The following is a 17318-nucleotide window of genomic DNA, read 5'->3' as shown; positions in this document are numbered from 1 at the left end:
GGCCGGGGGAATCTTTTACAGCGAGGTGATAGCAGGTGCAACAAAGCTTCCTGCCTGAAATAGATAGAGAGCGTACGCAGGCTGCCGTTGAGGCTGCGCTATACAAATACCGGGAAAGTAAGTTCTTGACGTTTGATGATCGGGAAGCAACCACTACAGCGGCATGGTCAGATTCGCCGAAGGGATTCACCGGAGTTACTTCGGACCAAACATCGAACATTGCTATTCATAACGTAGATGGCAAGGCAGCCCGCCGTGACTACTGCGAGCGCATAGAGCGCATTGTCCGCAGGCTTCCGCGGATGGAAAAGTTTCTGATTGAGGAAAGGTATATGACTAACGAGCATGATTACATCACTCATGAGAAAGTGTATTCTTTCTGCTTCAAGCCCCCGATCAGCGCCGGCACATATAAGAAGATACGCTGGAAGGCATTTTACAAACTCGCTTTGGATCTGAATTTGATTGTGGAAAAGGAACCCGAGCCCAGAAATGAGGAGAAATGACGAAACATGACCATGCTTAACCAAATATCAGTAAAGGCGGACATTCCGTTAAGCATAGCCTTTAATAGGAAGGTGGTGCCCGTGAATAAGAAAAAAGAGGAAAAGAAATTGACCGTAACGATGAGTTTTGTGGATGAGGATGGCAATGTCGTTTTCAATAGCATGGAAGAAGCATTTACTAAATTAAGTCAGCCCGAGAGAAACAAGCTTCATGCTAGAATGAAGTGGGCGACCACTGGAAAAAAACATAAGGCATTATAGATAAAGGACCACCAATAATCGGTGGTCCTCTTTTTGTTGTCAGGTATTTCTAACAATACTTTTCCCCAGCGCAAGGGCGGCATGCCGCAAATGGCAGGAGCCTTCACGCTTTTTAACAAAGGCATTGATCCCGGGAAGGATATTACGCTGATCCAAAATATTGATTTTGCCAATATCGCCGGCGCTTTCGCATCGGGTACAGGGGATTACGTGCAGCTGTTCGAGCCGCAGGCCTCCATCTTTGAGCGCGAGAAACGCGGAGCGGTGGTAGCTTCGTTTGGTGTCGAGAGCGGTTATCTGCCTTATACGGTGTTTATGTCCAAGAACAGTTATATCGAGAAGAATGGCGATACGGTGCAAAAATTCACCAATGCAGTCCAACGGGCCCAGCTCTGGGTGAAGGAGCACAGTGCGGAGGAAATCGCTGATGCTGTAATGACGTATTTTGATAAAACGGACCGGGATATCGTCGTTTCGGCGATTAACCGTTACAAAGAGCAGGATACGTATGCCATAAATCCGGTTGTCGACGACGCCGAATGGAACAATCTGCTGGATGTAATGGACAATGCTGGTGAACTGAAGGAACGTGTGCCTGCGGAGAAAATTGTCAACAACAGCTTCGCTGAAGCTGCCGAGAAGAGCATCAAGAGCAGCAGCCAGAAATAAGCACACAACATCGGCGCAGCCAACGTTCGTCTCCAAATCCGAAGGAGGGCAACTATGCTTCCAGTAGTGCAAATAAAGGGAGTAACCCATGCCTATCTTGGTGACCACGAAGCTTCACTGGCGCTGGAGGACCTGGACCTCACGGTAGAACAGGGTGAATTCGTCAGCGTGGTGGGACCAAGCGGCTGCGGCAAAACAACCTTGCTGTCGATCATCTCCGGGCTGCTAAGGCCTACAACGGGTGAGGTAGCGGTCAACGGAGTACCTGTGACCGGCCCATCGCCGCGTGTTGGATATATGCTGCAGCAGGACTACTTGTTCCCCTGGCGCAGCATTATGGACAACGCAGTGCTGGGTCTGGAGCTTACGGGAAGCCTGGACACAGCCGGCAGAGCCAAAACGCTGCAGCTGCTGGCCGATATGGGGCTTGCGGGCAAAGAGAATGCCTATCCGTCGCAGCTGTCGGGAGGTATGAGACAGCGGGTGGCGCTGGTGCGTACACTGGCTGCCGATCCGGAGCTGCTGCTGCTGGATGAGCCGTTCTCTGCGCTCGACTATCAGATCAAGCTGCAGCTGGAGGATCTTGTCTCCGAGACGCTGCGCAGCAGGGGTACCACCGCGGTGCTGGTCACCCATGATCTGTCCGAGGCGATAGCGGTCAGCAGCCGCGTGATTCTGCTGCAGCGCAATCCGGGCAAGATCCGCCGGATCTTCAATGTCCCGGAGGAGATCCGCTTGGCACCGCCGCTGTACGCGCGGGACCAGCCGGGATTTGGCTTGCTTTTTCATCAGATATGGCAGGAAATGGAGCTGGCGGGGAGGGAAAGTTAGTGAAGCACGAAGAGCAGGCCGGGAACGCTGCTTCCCGTTCATTATGGCTTCAGCAGCTGCACGGGTCCTATAAGAAACAGAAGCGTCTCCGCCATAGCCAGGTGCTGGCTGTCCGTACTGTGTTGCTGCTGCTGTTTTTTGCGGGCTGGGAGGCGGGGGCCAGGCTGGGCTGGATCGATGAGCTGCTGTTCAGCTATCCCACGAAGGTCTTCCGCCAGATCTGGACGGATATGGTCAGCGGCAGTCTGTGGCCTCATTTGGGCATAACGGTAGGCGAGACGGCCGCCGGATTTGTGCTAGGTACTCTGCTGGGCACTTTGCTGGCGGTTGTTATCTGGTGGTCGCCGTTTCTATCGGCGGTGCTGGACCCGTTTATGGTGGTGTTCAACAGTATGCCGAAGGTGGCGCTGGGGCCGATTTTTATTGTCATGTTCGGGGCCGGCTTCACAGCCATTGTAGTCACAACCTTATCGATTACAGTGATTATCACAACGCTGGTCGTGTACAACAGCTTCTGCAGCGTAGATTCCAATCTGGTCAAGGTGGTGCGTTCCTTCGGGGGAACCCGGGTTCAGGAGTTCTTCAAGGTCATTCTGCCGGCCTCGTTCCCTACGGTAGTCTCCACTCTGAAGGTCAATGTGGGCATGTCCTGGGTTGGGGTAATCGTGGGTGAGTTCCTGGTAGCCAAATCCGGGCTCGGTTATTTAATCATCTATGGCTTTCAGGTGTTCAATTTCACGCTGGTGATGTCCAGTCTGCTTATTATTGCAGTCGTAGCCACGGTGATGTATCAGCTGGTGGTCTACGTGGAGAAGCTGTTATTGTCGAGACGGTGATATTCGTGTCATATTGTGTCTAATCCTAAAATCTTGTACCATGAATATATCTGTTGGAAGTTCGAAGCTGATCCGCAAGTAGGAGTTCTGGTTATATTTTCAGCCCATGCTTTCGAATTGCAATATGACCAAGGAGAGGTATTCATGGGATTTCGGGTTATCAAGACAGCGGCTGCCACACTGCTGTCGATTGTGCTGGCGGCCGCAGTGGGCATTCCCAATGCCCAAAGTGCGGGTCTGCTGGCCATTCTGGGGGTGGAAACTACCCGCAAACGAAGTCTCCGAACGATAACGGCGCGTTTTTTGGCCTCGCTCGTGGGACTTTTTTTTGGCTGCATCCTCTTCTGGCTGCTCGGTTTTCATTATTGGGTGTTAGGCCTGTATGTGCTGCTGGGCTTCCCGATGATTGTGAAGTCAGGGTATAAGGAAGGGATTGTAACCAGCTCGGTTATTGTGTTCCGTGTGTTTGGACAAGCCGAGCTATCGCTGCATGTGCTGCTGCAGCAGGTGGAGCTGCTGGCGATAGGCTTGGGTTCTGCCGGACTGGTCAACCTGATCTACATGCCTCAGACCCATGGGGTCATGTACGGCATCCGTAAGGAGGTAGACGGCTTCTTCTCCATTATCTTCACCCAGATGGCCCGTTCGCTGCGCGATCCGTCTTATGTCTGGGACGGCAAGGAGCTGATCGGTGCAGGCAAGGCAGTAGAGCGGGGGCTTACCGCGGCATCGCGTGAGATGGAGAATCATGTGATCCATCCGGACGAGGCATGGAATATTTATTTCTATATGCGCAAGGAGCAGCTGGAATCGATTCAGAATATGCTGCAGCTGTTGTCTCAGGTGTATAAACAGCTGCCGCACGGGGACATGGTTGCGGAGCTGTTCGACCAATTGAGCAGCGATGTATGTGCCGAGGAATATACCGGACGCACGGAAGCGCTGCTCCAGGAGCTGGAGCAGGAGTTTCAGGAGATGGAGCTGCCGGGCACGCGTGAGGAATTCGAGATGCGTTCAGCCATCCTGCAGGTCTGTCGCGAACTGGTGCTGTATCTGAAGATTGCCAAGCAATACAAAATGCCGGTCGGACACAAAGTGGACTTGTTATCCGGACAGCATGGTTAAGCAGCTAATTAGTGTGAAATGACGTCAGGTATTCATAATTCAGGCTAAAATAACGATAAAATAGGTATGTGGGCAAAAGATGTGAAAACATGTCACATCCTGCTACAAAAAATAACAGCAAGGGTACCAATACAGCAGGAAATTCGGTTGCGCGAATTTTCCGCTCTGGCAGGTGAGAGTATGGACAAAAGCATGGAATCATTTATCGGAAAACAGCTTATAGCCAACCTCTTTAATGACAAAGGAGTATTTGTTCTGCCCGCACTTACTTTATTGACTGCCGATAACATTCGATTAATTCGCCAGCACAACATTATTCTGGTGGAGCGGGATGTATTGCATCTGGACAATGCGGCCTTCTATCAGCTGGCTATCGATGATTGCACGGCAGCGATGGAGAATATTTTTGATCAGATACGGTACAGTAAGCATAAGCGGGTTCCGATGTTCGAGCTGCGCAGTGATGTGCTGCCCTTTATTCAACAGATTAGCGAGAAAAACGATTTCTACGGAATGTTGTCTGCGCTTCAGTCCAAGGATGATTATACATACCGTCATAATGTCGCCGTGGGCATCATTTCGACCTTGCTGGGCAAATGGCTCAAGCTGAAGCCGGAAGAGCTTAGTATGCTGACGACAGCCGCCACGCTTCACGACATCGGCAAGCTGATGATCCCGGCCGAGATTCTGACCAAACCTGGGCCGCTGACCGATGAAGAATTCCAGCTAATGAAGAAACACACCACTTTTGGCTATGAGATAGTTCGGGATACAGTAGGTACCAATCATAATCAGGCCCTGGTGGCGTTGCAGCATCACGAACGGATGGACGGCAGCGGTTATCCCTTTGGTGTGCTGGGCAACCGGATTACGGATTTCAGCAAAATCGTGGCCGTGGCCGATATTTTTCATGCCATGACTTCGGACCGTTTCTACCGCAGCGCATCACCACTCTACGAGGTTCTTCTACAGATGGAGGAGAATGTGTACGGCAAGCTTGACCCTTACATTTGCAGGGTGTTTATTAATAAACTAATGCAGTCGATGATAGGGAACGATGTGGAGCTGACGGATGGGCAGGTTGGAACGATCATTATGATCCTCTCGCATGATCCGCTGCGCCCGCTGGTGAACATCGGGGAGGAGTTTATTGATCTGAGCAGACACCGGTCGCTTGGAATCGTGAAGGTTCTGCCGAAATAGCGGCGGCGTGAGGGTTATTACTGGTTGGGTTTGCGGCCCGTTAAGTTCTAGCCTGGATTCAGTAGGTGGCTCTGGAGCGTTGGGAGCGAATAGGTGCGAAACGGGTTACTATTTAGATCGAGGTAGGGATATAGAATGTTGCTCTTCTGGAGCGTGTGGAGTAAATAGATGCGAAACTGCAACTAATTTCAGTGTAATCGTGAGCCAACAGGTGATTAAGTGCGAAAATGCAACTAATCTCGAGTAAATCAGGCCTGTAATGCTCAGACGCCGAAATTAGATGCCTTTTTGGTTACTACTTAGGACCCTGCGACACTCCAAGCCCATGAACTAGGTAACCTGCATTTTAGCGGACCGTATAGCCCCTAAGTCGTCAAAACAGGCTCAAAAGCGAGGGTTTTCTGTGATATAGAGGCTCCTGGGTCCGTTAATCCTGCAAAACGGCCTATGTACAGCAAATAGAGGCTCCTGAGTCCGCAACCGTCTGAAATCGAAGCGAGGGTTACGAGCGAAGAGGGCTAGGGGACCTAAGTAGTACCCAATATCGCAACTAAATCAGTGGATCGAACTTAAATGACCCCTACCAACCTGATTCTGTGATGTTCTCATCTTCCTGAGACTTATGTATGAACCCGAATTGTACTCGCATCCGGCGGAAAAGCCCAATAAAATGTAGTATGGAACCTGATTTAAGGCCTGTGGAGGGCTTACTCAAATTTATTTCTACTCTAACAATCAACAAATGCCCAGAACCTGCATACACTTGATAGTGAATGATTGTATGGAGGAGGTTCAAATGATGTCATTAAGCCATAAACGTCAAACAAGGGAGATCATTACGAAGGCAATTTGCGGCAAAGGTCGTAAGTTCTCTACCGCAACCCATACCGTGACTCCGCCACATCATCCGACAAGTATTCTGGGGGCATGGATTATCAACCACCAATACGAAGCGGTTGCTGCCGGAAACGGAATCGAAGTGATTGGCACCTACGACGTAAACATCTGGTATTCTTACGACAAGAACAAACAGACTGAGGTTGCCAAGGAAACAGTCTCCTATGTGGAGCTGATTCCGCTGTCGTATCTGGACCCGAGACACCGGGCTTCCACGGTTGAGGTCGCTGCGGAGGCAACGCAGGAGCCCAATTGTGTGGAAGCGGGCGTATCTCCGGGCGGCGGCAGTGTGACGCTGCGGGTGGAACGCGAATTCGAAGCGGAGCTGGTGGCCGAAACCAAGGTCCGCGTCTACGTCAGTGACCAAAGCGATGATCTGGAAGACAAGGATTACGATTTCGAAGGGGAAAGCTTCGATTACGATGATCTCGACCCAGACACGCTGGATGATGAGCTGTAAGGAGGGCTGCCGCCGCCGCTAATTGAATACTGAGTAATGGGTGCTCATGATCCATTATATGTAGCGAGGGCGGCGGTGTAGAGGGCGAATGCCCTCCTTTTTTTTGAAATTCAAGATTTTTTTTTAGAATGTAAATGACACTACCAGCAGCGGCTTCCGGTTTACGGCGGTCGTTTGTTTGCTCTCTTGGGGGACTGTAGAGATATGCAGATCAATGAAGGGCTTAAAGTGTATGATTCTCTTACATTGCAGCAGAGGGAAGCACGGCTGCGGCGGAGCGGAGTGGAAGCTGTGCTGGTCTCCGGGGAACGGGGGAAGCAGCCGGGCTGGATCGAACCGAAGCATTCGATGGTACAGCGGGAAACACAGGCCAGTGTTGCAAATGACCGCCGGAATCCTCTCCCTCCAGCCTCAACCCACTTTAGACAAAGCTACAGGATTATTGTGTTTAATCTCACGGTTCTGGAGATTCTTCCCTTGGGTGCAGGATCTGCAATGAAGGTAGCGGCCGGTTCAGCAGGCGGGACAGGCCGGGAAGCAGATGGTGCCGGGGGGAGACAACGGAGCGGAGGTTCACAGGAGGCTGAGGGCGGACCTAGCCAAGAAGAGGCTGAAACAGACAGGAACGCGGATACGGGAGAATATGGTGCGGCTTATGAAGACGCTGCAGCGGCTCCAGATTATTGGAGCCAAGCCGGTGAACGGCGGGGCATCTTGAAGCTGCTGCAGAGTGTTGCCATCCGTGCGCTGTATGGCCTTGGGCTGGACAGCGGAGAAGTGGTGCTGGCCGCGCTGGGCGACCGCAGGTATGCTGTGGAGCGAATCGAGCCGCTGCGCAGCGCGCGGGTCGGGCCCTACCGCTCAGCCGCCGCTTCGCTTGCGCGGTCTGTAGCCCTGGAGCAGCCGGGACGTCCCGGGCTGCTGATGGGCATGGACCCGGAGTTCCTGCTGCTCCGGGAGTCCACCGGCCGCGTCGTGCCTGCGTCGCGGTACCTGCCCACGGACGGCGTCGCGGGCTGCGACGCCGGACCCTCGGGAACGCGCGGCGTGTTCCCGGTCGCCGAGCTGCGCCCCCAGCCGCGCCGGGAACCGCGCGCGCTGCTGGCGCAGCTGATGTCCGCCGCGCGCACGGCGGACCGGCTCATTGCCGACCGCTCGCTGCGCTGGCGGGCGGGAGGCATGCCGTTGCGGGGCTGGGCCCTCGGCGGCCACCTGCACTTCAGCGGCGTGACGCTGAGCGCGCCGCTGCTGCGGGCGCTCGACAACTATCTCGCGCTGCCGCTGCTGCTCCTGGAGGACGCCCGGGCAGGAGCCCGGCGTCCACGCTATGGCGTGCTCGGCGATTTCCGGCATCAGCCGCATGGCGGCTTCGAGTACCGGACCTTGCCGAGCTTCCTGGTATCCCCGGTCATCGCCAAAGGCGCGGTCCATCTGGCTCACCTGATCGTGAGCCATTATGAGGACCTGCCGCTGCGCCCGCTCGACCGGGAAGACCTGCATGCCGCCTATTACAGCGGCGACAAAGCCCTGCTCCGCGCCGCGTTCCCGCCGCTGGCGAAGCAGCTGCGGCATTTAAGCGGCTACCCGTGCGCCGCCCCCTGCATAGAGCCGTTGTTCCGCTTCATCGCCGAGGAACGGACCTGGGACGAGTCGCGCGACATCCGCGCGCTCTGGTGCGGAGGGGAGAAGGGCTGACAACATGCAGAGTCGATATCGAGCCGGAACAGACTGAGAACAGAGGTATCCAGCGCCCGGCTGCAGGAAACCCGGGGCCAGTGTCTGAGATGTGAACCACAGTCATTGCCTCATCTTCCATGTGGCGGCGGTTTACAGTAAGTTTAATCTGTACCTCGCTAGCTCTGGAGATGGCGTATTTGATTGAATTTTCGATAAACGTCTGCAGCACCAGCGGTGGAATCCTCATGTCCCCGGCAAGCCCTTCCTGCTCAATATGATAGATAAAAACATCACGGTAGCGGCTTTTCTGAATATCGAGATAAATCCGGACATGCTCAATTTCATCTGCAAGCAGGACAAAGTCCTCGCTGCCTTGAAAAATATATCGGAAATATTTGGAGGTCGCCATCGCCATCTGCTCGATTTCCTCGTACATTTGAATCTGGGCCATGCTGTAGATACTGGTCAGGCAGTTCAGGAAGAAGTGGGGTTTGATCTGCTGCTTCATGAAGTCCAGCTGGATGCTCTGTTTCTCCAGTTCCTGTTCGTACATGGCGATTTTGAAGGTGCGTATTTGCCGGGCCAAATCCTTGAACTGTGCGTTCGCCTGCTCCAACTCGATAATCTTGCTGCTCTTGAAGTTGGCCAGCTGCCCTTCCTCATTGATATGTGCCAGGTTCTCCGAGAAGTTCTGGATCGGGCCGAGCACCCTGCGGTTCAAGAACAGCATCATGACGCATAGGGTGGAGGTTTCCATGAAGAACAACAGCATGATGAGCAGCTGAGCGATCATGATTTTCTCAAACGCTCCGAACTTGATCACCATCTTGGCGCTGAACGTGGTGCCTGAGAACTCGCTGCTGATGGTTGTGCGGGACTGGACCCGGTTCAGGAGACCCGTTTCTTTCTGCAATGGCTTGCCGCGCTGTTCGAGACCGGGCTGGAGATCGCGATCCCGTTCTGATCCACTAGCGAGGCATAGCCGTTCGCTCCCAGATTAATCTGGCGGAGCGGGGTAATCAGATTGTCGGCAGAGATCAGCCCGACCAGATAGAGGTTGTGGAACGGAACAATATTGATATATAATATTTTCCATTCACGAGAATCGGTGTCCAGCGGGAATAGAACTTTTCATACACCCTCTGTGTCATCAATACAGGAGAGGATCTGCTGCCTCAGCTCCCGGTAATCTCTGTAGTCCACGCTGATTGGCGCACAATTCAGAAAAAAAGACTGGTTCTTTATATAAAAGAAGAAGTTATATTCCTGCCCGTAATTCTTCTGCAGCTCCGTAAAACGTTTGTGCAGGTTCTCGTTCGACCTTAAGAATTCCTTGCTGTTCTTGTCGTGAACCACTGGTGCGTTACCGAGATGACCCTGGAATGGGGGGAGTCACAAGTCTTTACTCTCCTCCCTGCGCAAGGAAATCGGTTAACCCTTAGAGAGTGGGTATGAAATTCGCAAGTGCCTTGAGACACCGCAATAATAGCTCGCGAAGTGCAAGCACAGCTTGTTACTGGTGGGCTTTTTTGATGCGCGCGGACATCCTCGGATTAGGAGTAAGCTGGCAGGGTGACGCTGCGGGGCAACTTTCTGCTATAATAGAGGACAGCATTCAATAGGCATGGAGGTTGACCATGGCAGAGTATACGCCGATGATACAGCAATATTTACAGGTAAAAGAAGGGGCAAAGGATGCCTTTCTCTTTTTTAGACTGGGAGATTTCTATGAAATGTTTTTTGATGATGCCATTCTGGCTTCCAAGGAACTGGAGATTACCTTAACCGCCCGCGGAGGCGGCGGGGATGGGAAGATTCCGATGTGCGGAGTACCTTATCACGCGGCCGAAGGCTACATCCAGCGGCTGATCGAGAAGGGGTATAAAGTCGCAATCTGTGAGCAATTGGAGGACCCGGCCACTACGAAGGGCATGGTGCGCAGAGACATTGTGCGTGTCGTAACCCCGGGTACGGTGATGGAAGGTAAGATTATCAGCGACAAAAGCAACAATTACCTCGTCTGTGTGACCGAAAGTGACGGGATGATGGCGCTCTCGGCCTGCGATTTGACGACAGGTGAGCTGTATGTCACCTCCGTGCTCTCAGGCGCAGAGTGGCTGCGCGACGAGATTGGCATCTATGAGCCGGCCGAGGTGATCGGCGATGCCCTGCTGCTGGACCAGCTGCGCAGCGAAAGCTCGCTGCTGGCGAAGCCGGTCGTGTACACACCTTGGGAGAAACGCGATGAGGAGCTGGCCCGCCGCCAGTTCGGCGAAGCGGCCTGGGTACGGCTGGAGAAGGAGCGGGGTCGCAATCTATCGCTGCTGATCTCTTATTTGAGCGAAACCCAGCGCCGTTCGCTGGCCCAGCTCAGCCAGATATCGCCCTATGAGCCAGGTCATTATATGATCCTTGATCCCTTCACCCGGCGCAACCTGGAGCTGACCGAAACCGTGCGTGAACGCTCCAAAAAAGGTTCGCTGCTCTGGCTGCTGGACCGCACCGAAACCTCGATGGGCGCGCGCCTCCTGCGGCGCAGAATCGATAAGCCGCTGCTGCAGCGGGCGCCGATTGAGCGGCGGCTGGAGGCCGTTGACTATCTGTACAACCAGTTTATCATGCGCGAGGACCTGCGCCTCTCACTGAAGGAAATATATGATCTGGAGCGGCTGGTGGGACGGATTGCTTTTGGCAGTGCCAACGGGCGGGACATGAACGCGCTGAAGCTGTCGCTGGCGCAGATTCCTGCGCTGAAGCAGCTATGCATGACTTCCGGCTCAGCTACGCTGCGCGAGATTGGCGAGGCCATGGACGAATGTGCCGAGCTGCGCGAGGATATCGGGCAGGCGATTGTCGACGAGGCCCCGGTATCCGTGCGTGATGGCGGAATCATCCGTGCCGGTTATCATGAGCGCCTGGATGAGCTGCGGGAAGCAAGTACGAACGGCAAACGCTGGATCGCTGAGCTGGAGGCCAAGGAGCGGCTGGCTACAGGCATCAAATCGCTGAAGATCGGCTATAACAAAATCTTCGGCTATTATATAGAAATTACCCGTTCGAATCTGGCTGCACTGCCGGAAGGCCGGTATGAACGCAAGCAGACACTGGCGAATGCGGAGCGTTTCGTCACCCCTGAGCTGAAGGAGAAGGAAGCGCTCATTCTGGAAGCGCAGGACAAGATGACAGACCTGGAATACAGCCTGTTCATCGCGCTCCGCGACCGGATCAGCAGCCAGATTCCACGGCTGCAGAATCTGGCTGAGCAGGTAGCCGAGATTGATGTCTATCAGTGTCTGGCTGCTGTAAGCGCCGAACACCGTTTCGTGAAGCCTAAGCTGTCGGATGGTTACGATCTGCGGATTGAAGGCGGACGCCATCCGGTGGTGGAGGCTGTGCTGAAGGAATCGGCGTTCATTGCCAACGGCAGCACACTCGCCAAGGAAGATGGCAATATTCTGCTGATTACCGGACCCAATATGGCTGGCAAAAGCACCTACATGCGCCAGGTGGCCTTAATCTGCATCCTGGCCCAGATCGGCTGCTTCGTGCCTGCCGCCAGCGCCGAGGTGCCGCTGATTGACCGGATCTTCACGCGGATCGGAGCGGCCGATGACCTGATCGGCGGCCAGAGCACCTTCATGGTGGAAATGGCCGACATTCAGGTCATGACCGAGAAGGCGACCGCCCGCAGCTTGATTATCATCGATGAGCTGGGGCGGGGAACGTCGACCAGCGAGGGAATGGCGATAGCCCAGGCCGTGATCGAATATGTCCATGATACGATTGCCTGCAAAGCGCTGGTATCGACCCATTTCCATGAATTGGCCCATCTGCAGGAGAGCCTGCTTGGTCTGCGCAACTATTCCATGGCTGTGCAGGAGAGCGGCGACAAGGTCAACTTCCTGCGCAAGCTGGTTCCTGGCGCTGCCGACAGCAGCTACGGGATCTACTGTGCCCGGCTGGCCGGATTGCCGGAAGGGATCATAGACCGGGCTTACGGCCTGCTGCAGAGCATCGAACAGGCGGCTCCGCCGGGGGCTGCCGTTGTTGCTGGCGGAGAGGTACAAGCAGGCAATGTAGCTCCAGCTCCAGCTGCTGCTGCGCAAGCGGAGTCAGCTTATAAGGAAGCTGCTGTTTCGCTGGAACCCAACTTGCTCGAAGAGAGCAGTGAGGTGGTCCAGCTGTCCATTTTTGGCGAGGAGCCACCGCGCCGTGGACGCAAGGCTGCAGCTGCGGCACCGGCAGCAGAGGATAACCCGCTGCTGAAGGCTTTTATCGCTTCTGTACGCGATGCTGATCTGATGAACATGACGCCGCTGCAGCAGATGGGACTGCTGAATGATTTGAAGATGAAGGCCAGAGAGCTTTAGGCAAGTAACTATTGCTAAAGAGTTATAGGTTGCTGTTAGGCCCCGTCGAGGATTCGAAATTTCGTGTTGAACGTTTGCGTTTGCAGTAAATAAAGGCGAAACTGGTTACTACTTAGGTCCCGAGAGGTCATAGAAGGTTACAGTGGAACGTTCGGAGCAAATAGATGCGAAACTGCAACTAATTTCAGCCGGATCATGAGCCGGCGGGCGAATAAGTGCAAATCTGCAACTAATTTCGAGTAAATCACTCCTGGAACGCTCAAAAGTCTAAAATAGATGCGTATTCGCACTTATTTCCTCCAAAACGGAAAAAATCGGTTAAATAGATGCAGTTTCGCAACTAATTGTTCGGCTCCCTAAAGATGGAACAAAATCTGCGTAAATCTTTTTATAAGGAGTCCTAAGTAGTATCCATTTTTGCAACTAAATCTGTTCGGCCCCTAATTATGGAGCTGAGACTCTGTTGTTCTTACCATACGGAGTCCTAAGCAGTATCCGAATTCGCTACTAACTCAATCAAGTGTTCTATCTTAGGGAACCGCCACGGAGCGAAGACGTCAATGTCTGCACCATACCGAGTCCTAACTAGTAATGCTATGAGAACTGACTCTGGCAAGAGGTTTTATATAGTCTAAATAGCGAGGTGAATAATGATGGCAAAAATCCATGTGCTGGACGAGCATATTGCCAACCAGATTGCTGCCGGAGAAGTGGTCGAACGGCCGGCTTCGGTTGTGAAGGAGCTTGTGGAGAATGCGATTGACGCGGGCAGCACCCGGATTGAGGTGTCTGTCGAGGAAGGCGGTCTGCAGAGTATTCGGGTGAAGGACAACGGCTCCGGCATCGAGCCGGAGGACTGTGAGACAGCCTTCTACCGCCATGCAACTAGCAAAATCGCCAACGGGCGCGACCTGTTCCAGATTACTAGCCTTGGCTTTCGTGGGGAGGCACTGCCCAGTATTGCCGCCGTTTCCAAGGTGTCGATGCTTACGGCTACCGCCGATGACGGCAAGGGGCGTCTGATTGATATTGAAGGCGGCAAGCTGCTGCGCAATGAGGATTCCCCTGCCGGGCGGGGCAGCGATCTGGCGGTGAAGGAATTATTCTACAACACTCCGGCAAGGCTGAAGTATATGAAAAGCATTCAAACCGAGCTGGGGCATATCTCCGATGCAATGTACCGGATGGCGCTCGCCCATCCCGACATCTCCTTCACGCTGCATCACAACAGCAACCAGCTGCTGCACACGCTTGGCAATGGAGACCTGCTGCAGGTGATTGCCGCCGTCTATGGCACCTCTGCGGCCAAAGCGATGCTGCCGGTGGCAGCCGAAGACCCAGACTACCGGATCTCGGGCTATATCAGCCGTCCGGAGTGGACGCGCTCGAACCGCAACGCCATCACGACGATTGTCGGCGGACGCTATATCCGCAGCAACGGTCTGAACGCAGCGATTCTGCGGGCTTATCATACGCTGCTGCCGATCAACCGTTTCCCTTTGCTGGTGCTTGATCTGGACATGCATCCGTCTCTTGTGGACGTCAACGTGCATCCGGCCAAGCTGGAGGTCCGCTTCAGCAAGGAAATCGAGCTGTACGCGTTCGTCGAGGACCAGCTGCGCAAAGTGCTGCTGGGTCAGAGCCTGATTCCGCGTCCTGTCAAGGAGACACTAGGCCCTAAAGGCAGCAGCTCCTTCATCCAGGAGCAGTTTGCCTTCTCCAAGGGCAGTCCGCCGCTGCCCGGCAAGGAGCAAGCCGCTGCCGATCCGGCCGCGGTGCAGTCCCTTGGTGTGCAGCAGGGACCGCTGCCTGCCGGCGGTTTCACGGGGAGCGGCGACAACACCGCTGCCCGCCCCGCCGGAACACCGCTGCCCGGCGCATATCCTGCCGCCGGGGAGACCCGCGCTGCCGCAGGCGCCGGCGGAACCCGCGAGGCCGCGGGTTCCTATAGCAGCTATGGCAGCAAATCTAACGCTGCCCCGCAAGGCTCGGGCAGCGCCGGGAACGGCCGTTACACGCCGCCGGCCGCTTCGTTCCCGCGTGCGCAGTTGCCTTCCGCTGAAGCGGTCTGGGCGCCTGCCGCAGACGGGGACACGGGCCTGCCGCCCTTTCCCGAGCTGAATTATATCGGCCAGCATCACGGCACCTATATTGTTGCCCAGAATGACGGTGCGCTGTATCTGATTGATCAGCATGCGGCTCATGAACGGGTGAATTATGAGTTTTATTATGAGAAATTCGGGCGTCCCGAGGAGGCTTCCCAGGAGCTGCTGCTGCCGATTACGCTGGAGTTCACGCCTTCGGAGAGCCGTCAGCTGAGTGAGCGTCTGCACTGGTTCCAGCAAGCCGGGGTGTATCTGGAGCATTTCGGCGGTCAGACCTTTCTGGTCCGTTCCTTGCCTTACTGGTTCCCGGATGGGGACGAGAAGGCGGTGATTGAGGAAATGGCCGAGTGGGTATTGAGCGAGCGTCATATCGATTTGGCCAAGCTGCGCGAGAAGTCCTCCATTCTCTGCTCCTGCAAGGCTTCGATCAAAGCGAACCAGAAGCTGACCGAGCATGAAGTGGAGTCGCTGCTCGTAAGACTCGCAGCCTGCCGCCAGCCTTACACCTGCCCTCACGGGCGTCCCATCGTCATATCTTTTTCGGCCTACGACTTGGAGAAGCTGTTCAAGCGGGTCATGTAACCTTGCACATAGCAGGACAGGAGGCACCATGATAATTACGACGGGCAACCGCCCGATCCCGGAGATAGAAGCGCGTGCGCAGCAACTGGCAGAACGTACTGGCTGCCGCTATGTCGCCCGGGGCGACACGTCATTGAACAAACTGATGGAACGCTGCGGCGGCGAGGAGACGCTGGTCGTGCTTCAGGAAGCCGTCCGGCTGCTGCAGCCGGGTGCGGCTCCGATGGAATTCCATCCCAGCATGGGTTTTGTCCGCGCCAAACGGGTGCTGCGCGGAGACACCGATCCGATGCTGGAAGCCGCAGGCATGCTCCCCGGAGACAGCGTGCTTGACTGCACCGCGGGTCTCGGAACGGATTCGCTGCTGTTTGCGGTATACGGCGGTGAAGAGTCCCATGTCACTGCACTGGAAAGCTCGCTGCCGCTGTATGTGCTGCTGCTGGAAGGCATGAGCCATTATATATCCGGACAGGAGAAGGTGAACACCGCCCTGCGCAGGATTGAAGTGGTGCACAGCTCTCACCTGGATTATTTACGGGCACAGCCGGATCAGAGTGTGGACATTGTTTATTTTGATCCGATGTTCCGTGTGCCTCTGAACGCCTCTGCCGCGATTTCTCCGCTGCGCCATTTCGCCAACGGAGACGCCTTGTCCCCGGACAGTGTGGCTGAAGCACTGAGAGTGGCGCGCAAATGTGTGCTGCTGAAGGAGAAGGCGCTCAGCAGCGAATTCGCCCGGCTGGGCTTTCATGAGCTGCTGCGCAGCAATTCCAAAACTTCGTACGGGGTGATCACCAAATGACAACATCAGCCAGAGCCAGAGTGCTTGTGCTGCTAGGGCCAACCGCTGTCGGCAAAACCAGGCTGAGCCTGGAGCTTGCTGCCGCATGCGGAGCGGAAATCATCTCCGGCGATTCGATGCAGGTCTATCGTGGCATGAACATTGGCACGGCCAAAATCACACCGGCAGAGATGAACGGAATCCCCCATCACCTAATTGATATCCATGATCCGGAAGACGCCTACTCCGCTGCTGAATTTCAAGAGCAGGGAACCCGGCTGATCGAAGAGATCACCGGCAGGGGCAAGCTTCCTTTTATTGTAGGCGGTACCGGACTTTACATTGAATCCCTCTGCTACGGTTTCCAGTTCTCGGAGGCGGTCGCGGATGAGGCGTTCCGTAAGGAGCAGGATGCTTATGCAGAGGAGCATGGCGCTTTGGCGCTGCATGCCCGCCTGGAGGCTGTGGACCCGGTTAGCGCCGCCCGGCTGCACCCGAACGACCGCCGCCGGATCATCCGGGCGCTGGAAATTTATCACCAGACCCATACGACCCTCTCGGAGTCTCATGCCGGCCAGACCAAGGAGTCGCCTTATGACTTATGCCTGATCGGTTTGACAATGGACCGGAAAATACTATATAAACGTATTGAAGACCGAATCGACCAGATGATGGCGGAAGGTCTACTTGCCGAGGTGAAAGGACTGCTGGATCGTGGCTACAGCAGAACTTTGGTGTCCATGCAGGGGTTGGGCTACAAGGAGCTTGCTGCTCACCTCGCAGGAGAACTGACGCTTGCGGAGGCTGTGATTCTGCTGAAACGTGATACCCGCCGATTCGCGAAGCGGCAGCTGTCATGGTTTCGCCATATGAAGGAAATTGAATGGATCGACGTCGAGGGGGAAGAAAACTTTTCTGAGAATTTTGCAAAAATCCGTGGTATAATAGCAAAAACCTTCGAAAAACCTTTATAAACACTGACACTATTGGGTTTATCGAAGGTCGTAAAATAGAT

Annotated in this window: 13 protein-coding genes and 1 pseudogene; 13 read left to right on the top strand and 1 reads right to left on the bottom strand. The window is 54.7% G+C overall.

The features are described 5' to 3' along the window. Window positions 1–35 precede the first annotated feature (35 nt). The 9 genes and pseudogenes from B9T62_RS15160 to B9T62_RS15120 all read left to right on the top strand — a co-directional run bounded on the left by B9T62_RS15160 (window position 36) and on the right by B9T62_RS15120 (window position 8483). Window positions 36–506, top strand: a complete 471-nt coding sequence (locus B9T62_RS15160; protein ID WP_087916020.1) for an ArpU family phage packaging/lysis transcriptional regulator — start codon at window positions 36–38, stop codon at window positions 504–506. Window positions 507–512: 6 nt separating this feature from the next. Next, window positions 513–767 carry a hypothetical protein gene (locus B9T62_RS15155; protein ID WP_087916019.1) on the top strand — a complete coding sequence of 85 codons (255 nt, stop codon included), beginning with the start codon at window positions 513–515 and terminating at the stop codon, window positions 765–767. Between the two features lie 66 nt (window positions 768–833). Then, window positions 834–1436 (top strand): annotated as a pseudogene (locus B9T62_RS15150) (ABC transporter substrate-binding protein); the annotation flags it as partial. 54 nt (window positions 1437–1490) lie between these two features. Then, entirely contained in the window at window positions 1491–2267 is a 777-nt protein-coding gene (locus B9T62_RS15145) for an ABC transporter ATP-binding protein (protein ID WP_087916018.1), read from the top strand. Next, entirely contained in the window at window positions 2267–3103 is an 837-nt protein-coding gene (locus B9T62_RS15140; RefSeq protein WP_245864463.1) for an ABC transporter permease, read from the top strand. Before B9T62_RS15145 ends, B9T62_RS15140 begins: the two co-directional genes overlap by 1 nt. A gap of 144 nt (window positions 3104–3247) precedes the next feature. Next, window positions 3248–4228, top strand: a complete 981-nt coding sequence (locus B9T62_RS15135; protein WP_087916016.1) for an aromatic acid exporter family protein — start codon at window positions 3248–3250, stop codon at window positions 4226–4228. A 147-nt stretch (window positions 4229–4375) separates the two neighbouring features. Then, window positions 4376–5431: an HD-GYP domain-containing protein gene (locus B9T62_RS15130; protein ID WP_245864462.1), complete on the top strand. Its 1056-nt coding sequence runs from the start codon at window positions 4376–4378 to the stop codon at window positions 5429–5431. 799 nt (window positions 5432–6230) lie between these two features. After that, window positions 6231–6788, top strand: a complete 558-nt coding sequence (locus B9T62_RS15125) for an outer spore coat protein CotE (RefSeq protein ID WP_087916015.1) — start codon at window positions 6231–6233, stop codon at window positions 6786–6788. Window positions 6789–6992: 204 nt separating this feature from the next. After that, the gene (locus B9T62_RS15120) at window positions 6993–8483 is read left to right on the top strand and encodes a putative amidoligase domain-containing protein (protein WP_087916014.1); all 1491 of its coding nucleotides are present in this window, start codon (window positions 6993–6995) and stop codon (window positions 8481–8483) included. Here the strand turns inward: B9T62_RS15120 and B9T62_RS15115 are convergent. Next, window positions 8410–9378, bottom strand: a complete 969-nt coding sequence (locus tag B9T62_RS15115; RefSeq protein ID WP_087916013.1) for a sensor histidine kinase — start codon at window positions 9376–9378, stop codon at window positions 8410–8412. The genes B9T62_RS15120 and B9T62_RS15115 overlap by 74 nt on opposite strands. 724 nt (window positions 9379–10102) lie before the next feature. On the opposite strand from B9T62_RS15115, the gene mutS reads away from it, so the two are divergent. The 4 genes from mutS (at window position 10103) to miaA (ending at window position 17277) form a co-directional block, all read left to right on the top strand. Further along, window positions 10103–12835, top strand: a complete 2733-nt coding sequence (gene mutS, locus B9T62_RS15105; RefSeq protein WP_087916011.1) for a DNA mismatch repair protein MutS — start codon at window positions 10103–10105, stop codon at window positions 12833–12835. A 653-nt stretch (window positions 12836–13488) separates the two neighbouring features. Beyond that, window positions 13489–15522 (top strand): DNA mismatch repair endonuclease MutL, encoded by a 2034-nt coding sequence (mutL, locus tag B9T62_RS15100; RefSeq protein WP_087920285.1) that lies wholly within the window; start codon window positions 13489–13491, stop codon window positions 15520–15522. Window positions 15523–15550: 28 nt separating this feature from the next. Continuing rightward, window positions 15551–16324: a class I SAM-dependent methyltransferase gene (locus B9T62_RS15095; RefSeq protein ID WP_087916010.1), complete on the top strand. Its 774-nt coding sequence runs from the start codon at window positions 15551–15553 to the stop codon at window positions 16322–16324. After that, the gene (gene miaA / locus B9T62_RS15090; protein WP_087916009.1) at window positions 16321–17277 is read left to right on the top strand and encodes a tRNA (adenosine(37)-N6)-dimethylallyltransferase MiaA; all 957 of its coding nucleotides are present in this window, start codon (window positions 16321–16323) and stop codon (window positions 17275–17277) included. Before B9T62_RS15095 ends, miaA begins: the two co-directional genes overlap by 4 nt. Window positions 17278–17318: the final 41 nt, after the last annotated feature.

The sequence above is a fragment of the Paenibacillus donghaensis genome, from assembly GCF_002192415.1.
GTDB classification, from domain to species: Bacteria; Bacillota; Bacilli; order Paenibacillales; family Paenibacillaceae; genus Paenibacillus_AQ; species Paenibacillus_AQ donghaensis.
This window is presented reverse-complemented; position numbering and strand designations above follow the sequence as displayed.